The organism is Legionella lytica (assembly GCF_044626755.1).
Taxonomy (GTDB): Bacteria; Pseudomonadota; Gammaproteobacteria; order Legionellales; family Legionellaceae; genus Legionella; species Legionella lytica_A.
The window spans coordinates 1-5,320 of sequence record NZ_JBGORX010000019.1; the positions used below are offsets into that span (position 1 = coordinate 1).

Sequence of the window (5,320 nt, forward strand, 5' to 3'; positions counted from 1 at the left end):
TGAAATTGATTCAATGTAGAGCTTATGGTTTTAGGAATTTTGAAAATTACAGAGTGCGTGTTAAGGTGCTCTGTGGGTGATTATAGCTGCCCCCTTAAATGGGAAAGAGCCATAAAGATTAAGCGCTCGGAGCATCATATTTTGCTCTGCCTCGCTTTCCATGTTCCTTGTTGAAAATTTTGAGATATCGAGAAATAAGACAGCCATTTTTAAACGACGCCCTTTTCCTAAAGCTAGATCATCGTCTTCAGGTAAAATATTACCTGGCGTAATGGAGTTAACAGTTTGGTTTATTTTGTCACGTAGCGTTTGAACTCTAGTGCTTTGCGCCTCCCAATAACTGCGCTGTAGTCCTTCGTAATTCATATCCTTCTTCCGTCTATATATTGAAAGAGCATATCCTCGTTCGAATTATAAATTATATATGATTAGGCTTGTAACTTAACCTATTTTATTACTCGTTAGCATAAGCTAAGTAAAATATTTCAAGAAAATAGGTATTTCAAAACAGTAAGGCTTGAATACCTAAGCGGCTCAAATGAATTTGGGATGGGACATATTACTTTTCAATCTGGTACCAACATTGGTACCAAAAAATTATTTTAATTATGATTGAACTTTAAGAAACCTTATAAAGACTGGTCGGGACGGAAGGATTTGAACCTTCGACCACTAGCACCCCATGCTAGTACGCTACCAGGCTGCGCTACGCCCCGATTGGACCAAATGATAACTAAGTCTGGGGAAAATAACAAGTAGTTGAGGTGTAGAGACAAGGTTTAAATTTATCTTTAAACACCTCAAACAGGATTTTTGTACGATTAAAGCAAATGTCTTAGCTTGATGGCCTCTACTTTCGAATGCGAAATTTCAATGTAATGACTGCATCCGGTTAACTGGGCAAATTGTAAATCTTTTGCGGCATTGATGATTATTTGTTTTGCCTGGTCTGCAGAATCCTCTGCAATCAACACTGCGGCGACATTTATTTGGTTGGCAGCTAAGGCTAGCTTATCAACACAGGTGGGATTGTGTTGGCTTCCCACCAATGATTTCACCATCTTTGCCAAATCATGGCATCGATTCACCAGAAGATCTTTGTTTTGATCTGCTTGTACTGATGACGTACTTAATGAAAATAAACTTAGAATTAAGGCTTTTTTTAAAATTATTTTTGACATAGTGATACTCCCTGTAAGTTGCAATTAAACATGGAGGAATTGCTTAGACAATTAAATAAAACTATTCACTTATGCCTCCCCTCTCCCAAACAAGGAGAAGGGATCATTGAGTCGTAATGCTGCATAGTTACATTTAACCAAAAGCATTAATTCCCGTAATATGCTTCCCTAGCACTAAGGTATGGACGTTATCCGTACCCTCATAGGTAAAGACTGATTCTAAATTCAGCATATGCCGTATAACATGGTACTCAAGACTAATTCCATTAGCTCCTAATAGATTCCTGCATTTTCTGGCAATTTTCAATGCTTCGCGGCAAGAATTACCTTTGGCTAATGAAATCATTACTGGGGTTTCGCGTTGCTCTTCTTTCAAACGACCTATCTGTAAATTCAGACATTGTGCTTTGATAATTTCAGTATACATATCTGCTAAGTCTTTTTGAATGATTTGGAACGATGCCAGCGGCTTATTAAATTGCTTGCGCTCTAATAGGTAGTCGCGAGTAATGTCAAAGCATGCCATTGCAGCCCCCATTGCACCCCAAGCGATACCATAGCGCGCCTGGCTTAAGCAGCTTAACGCAGCGCCTAATCCTTTCTCTGTGCCTGGAAGTAAGTTTTTATCGGGAACAAATACATTATCAAAAACTAACTCGCCTGTGATGGATGCACGTAAGGACATCTTCAATTTGATTTCTGGGCAACTCACTCCCTCAGCTTTCGTATCCACGATAAAGCCACGGATTCCGCTCTCAGTTTTTGCCCATACGATAGCAATGTCGGCGATCGGTGCATTGGTGATCCACATTTTGGCACCATTTAAACGCCAGCCGCCATGTTCTTTTTTGGCGTGGGTACGCATGCTGGATGGATCAGAACCGGCATCGGGTTCGGTTAAACCGAAGCAGCCGATAATTTCACCAGTAGCCATTCCAGGTAAATAACGTACTCGTTGGTCTTCACTGCCGTAGCGGAAAATGGGGTACATGCATAAGGAGCTTTGTACGGAAACAAAACTACGTAAGCCACTATCACCCTTTTCTAATTCCTGACATACCAAGCCATAAGAAACATAAGATGCTTCAGCCCCGCCGTATTCTGCTGGCAAAGTTAGCCCTAATAAACCTAATTCTGCCGACTTACGAATCAGCTCACGTGGAAAATGTGCCTCTTCATAGGATTCAGCCATTAAAGGCATTACATCATGAGTAACAAAACGAGCCACGCTGTCGCGTATCATTCGTTCGTCATCTCGCAATTGTTCATCAAGAAACAACAAGTCGTCCAATTTCTATCTCCCTTTTCTCTGACTGTAACGCGATTACCGCTTCAATAATACTTTCTTTGCTTGGTAACAAATATTGCCAAGCAGTCCCTAATGGAATAAAACAATCTTTACCGGTAATTCGTTTGATTTGCAAACTTGATGATGCTTTTTCTACTAGTAAAGTAATTAAGCCTTCACTAATCGAGCCACTTTGTCGGCCTTCATCAACAATAAGTACCTGTTTAGCCTGAGCCACTTCTTTGACAATAGCATCAGCAGGTAGAGGACTAAGCCAGCGTATATCAACAATTTTTACATTGATGTTGTGTTCGTCTTTTAAGACTTTTGCTGCTTGACATGATAAATAATAACCGTTGGCGTACGTTAAAATCACCGTAGAGCCTTCACCTTGGGTACCCACTTCTCCAGGAGCAATCAGTTCATTGGGTTGAGGATAGTCAAACAACCAACCATTATCACCGGTTTGATGTAAATCTTTTGTCATATACAGCGCGATGGGTTCTAAAAACACGACAACACGACCTTCTTCATGGGCTAAGCGCATGCAGGTACGTAGCATTTTCGCGGCATCGGGGCCGTTAGATGGACATGCAACAATCACGCCAGGTAGATCGCGTAAGACGGCAATGGAGTTGTCATTATGGAAATGACCACCAAATCCTTTTTGGTAGGCGAGTGAGGCAATACGAATCACCATAGGATTTTGATATTGGCCACTCGAGAAGAAGGATAGTGTTGAGGCCTCACCTCGTAACTGATCTTCTGCATTATGCAGGTATGCTAAAAACTGGATTTCCGGCACGGGGATAAAGCCGTTGTGGGCCATGCCAATGGCAGTACCTAAAATAGTGGTTTCATCCAGGATGGTGTCGAAGACGCGACGTCTGCCGAAGCGGAATTGTAAATCGGCGGTAACACGGTATACCCCGCCCTTTTTACCGACGTCTTCACCAAAAACAACCATATTGGGATACTGCATCATCAAATCGGTGAGGGCGAAATTAATGTGCTGGCATAGGTTACGCTTTTGTTTCAATTGCGGGTATGCGTTGGCAAATACTGCTGCCCGGGTTACTTCGTTGGGTAATGTATGTTTGGGTTTTGCCATAATTTGCGGAACGATGGAAGCCATGATTGCTTCGGCACTATCCATTTTGGGCTGGCTAATTGCTTCGGCAGCTTTAGCTTCGATTAAATGCTTATTGCTTTCATAGAGACTGGTGATTCCTTCCAGGGTCATCCATCCTTCGCGATAGAGCATGCCGGCGGTGTGTAGTAAAGGATCATGAGATTCCGTGAATTCTATTTGTGCTTGCGATAAGTATTGGGACTCAATATCTGATCCAGCATGCCCGAGCAAGCGTACGCAGCGCATGTGTAGGAATACGGGTTGTTTTTTATAGCGGGCCAGGTATTCGGCCTCTTGGGCTTTGGCATAAATATCGGCGAGATTTAAGCCATCGCAAGCGATGTAATTTAAGCCAGGCCGGGAATTAATTGATTGTTCAATCCAATTCGATGGTGTGGGTACGGATATGCCGATACCATTATCTTCGCAAATAAAAACGAGGGGTAAAGGGTAGTTTTGTTGGGCAAGCCATGAGCAAGCATTTAAGGTGGTTTGCGCAGTTGCATGATTTGCTGAGGCATCACCAAAGGAGCAAAGAACGATGGAGTCTTGCGCAAGCTTACTTTCTATTCCTAGGTCTTTAGCGCGTTTAATTGATAATGCAGCACCTAAAGCTTTGGGTAAATGTGAGGCTATAGTTGAAGTTTGTGGGGGGACATTTAAGGGAACTGAGCCAAATACTTTGTGGCGTCCGCCGGAAATTGGATCATTGGAGGCTGCGACTAGGGATAGTAAAACGTCTTTAACACCATCGATGCCTTTTACTTGTTTCGCGCGTTGTATATAGAAGCCACCACTGCGGTAATGTAGAAAGGCCATATCCCCTGCTTTAAAAACCTGGCCAAAAACCGCATTTCCTTCGTGTCCGCTGCTGCCGATGGTATAAAAAGATAAGCCTTTTTCTTTTAGTTGTCTGGCGATTAAATCGAGTAAGCGTGATTTAATTTGGGAGTCAAACAGCTCGATGGCAGTCTTTTTATCCAGCTCCGCTGTTTCTAAACTAATTGAGCTATTGGGTATGGGGAAATCTGCTTGCCGTACCCGTTTAATAAATTGTTCATCAACTACACTAGCTCTATCTAACATCCTCACATCCTGTTGAATTGCTGTCGATATCAAGGTGATGAGTATATACGGATTCAAAATAATCCGGAAGCAGGGAGAACGGGTTGCAATGATAAAAAAATTTCTACCCTTATTGGCACCAAATGATTAATTAATCTACACTTTGATTAATAATAGAAAAAGGGGCTAACGATGAAATGGATTGTTCTGCTGGGGGTTGTGGTATTTATGTCTGGATGTTGTTGTACCCAAGTTGTTGCCTATCGGCAAGTAGCGGTTACTCCTGTTGTAGAACCTGTGATGGTCTTCCCTTATAGGCAAGGTCCTATTGATGTGACAACTACCACTATCGATTATTACTGATTAGTTATTGAGCCAATCTTGCCTGGTTGCTTGCAGCCAGGTTTTTTATGCTTGAAGATTGATTGGCAATGTTCTCTCATCTGCTTCGTTGCCATTATGAGCTATAAGAGTTGCTTGATTGCATGGGGTTTCTTTAATACGAGCTACGCCGTATATGGTGTATGCTGTATTGCTGTAGTAAATTTCATGAATGACAGAAACAAAAAAAGCGGCACAAGGCCGCTTTTCTCTTTTAATAAAACCCTGGCGATGACCTACTTTCACATGAGGAGACCTCACACTATCATTGGC

Annotated in this window: 6 protein-coding genes and 1 tRNA gene; 1 reads left to right on the forward strand and 6 read right to left on the reverse strand. The window is 42.2% G+C overall.

Translation table 11 applies throughout. The features are described 5' to 3' along the window. Nucleotides 1–60 precede the first annotated feature (60 nt). From ACD661_RS16815 to ACD661_RS16835, 5 genes are all read right to left on the reverse strand, one after another. Complete coding sequence (locus ACD661_RS16815; protein WP_400188996.1) at nt 61–366, reverse strand: hypothetical protein; 306 nt, start codon at nt 364–366, stop codon at nt 61–63. A gap of 273 nt (nt 367–639) precedes the next feature. Next, nucleotides 640–716, reverse strand: a tRNA-Pro gene (locus ACD661_RS16820). A gap of 105 nt (nt 717–821) precedes the next feature. Then, complete coding sequence (locus tag ACD661_RS16825) at nt 822–1,181, reverse strand: hypothetical protein (protein WP_400188997.1); 360 nt, start codon at nt 1,179–1,181, stop codon at nt 822–824. 133 nt (nt 1,182–1,314) lie between these two features. Then, nucleotides 1,315–2,472 (reverse strand): acyl-CoA dehydrogenase family protein, encoded by a 1,158-nt coding sequence (locus ACD661_RS16830; protein ID WP_400188998.1) that lies wholly within the window; start codon nt 2,470–2,472, stop codon nt 1,315–1,317. Next, a complete protein-coding gene (locus ACD661_RS16835) occupies nt 2,450–4,687 on the reverse strand; it encodes a dehydrogenase E1 component subunit alpha/beta (RefSeq protein WP_400188999.1) in 2,238 nt (745 codons plus the stop codon). Before ACD661_RS16835 ends, ACD661_RS16830 begins: the two co-directional genes overlap by 23 nt. A gap of 171 nt (nt 4,688–4,858) precedes the next feature. On the opposite strand from ACD661_RS16835, the gene ACD661_RS16840 reads away from it, so the two are divergent. Further along, entirely contained in the window at nt 4,859–5,029 is a 171-nt protein-coding gene (locus ACD661_RS16840) for a hypothetical protein (RefSeq protein WP_400189000.1), read from the forward strand. A gap of 45 nt (nt 5,030–5,074) precedes the next feature. Here the strand turns inward: ACD661_RS16840 and ACD661_RS16845 are convergent. Beyond that, on the reverse strand, nt 5,075–5,320 hold a 246-nt coding region (locus ACD661_RS16845), incomplete at its 5' end, for a hypothetical protein (RefSeq protein ID WP_400189001.1).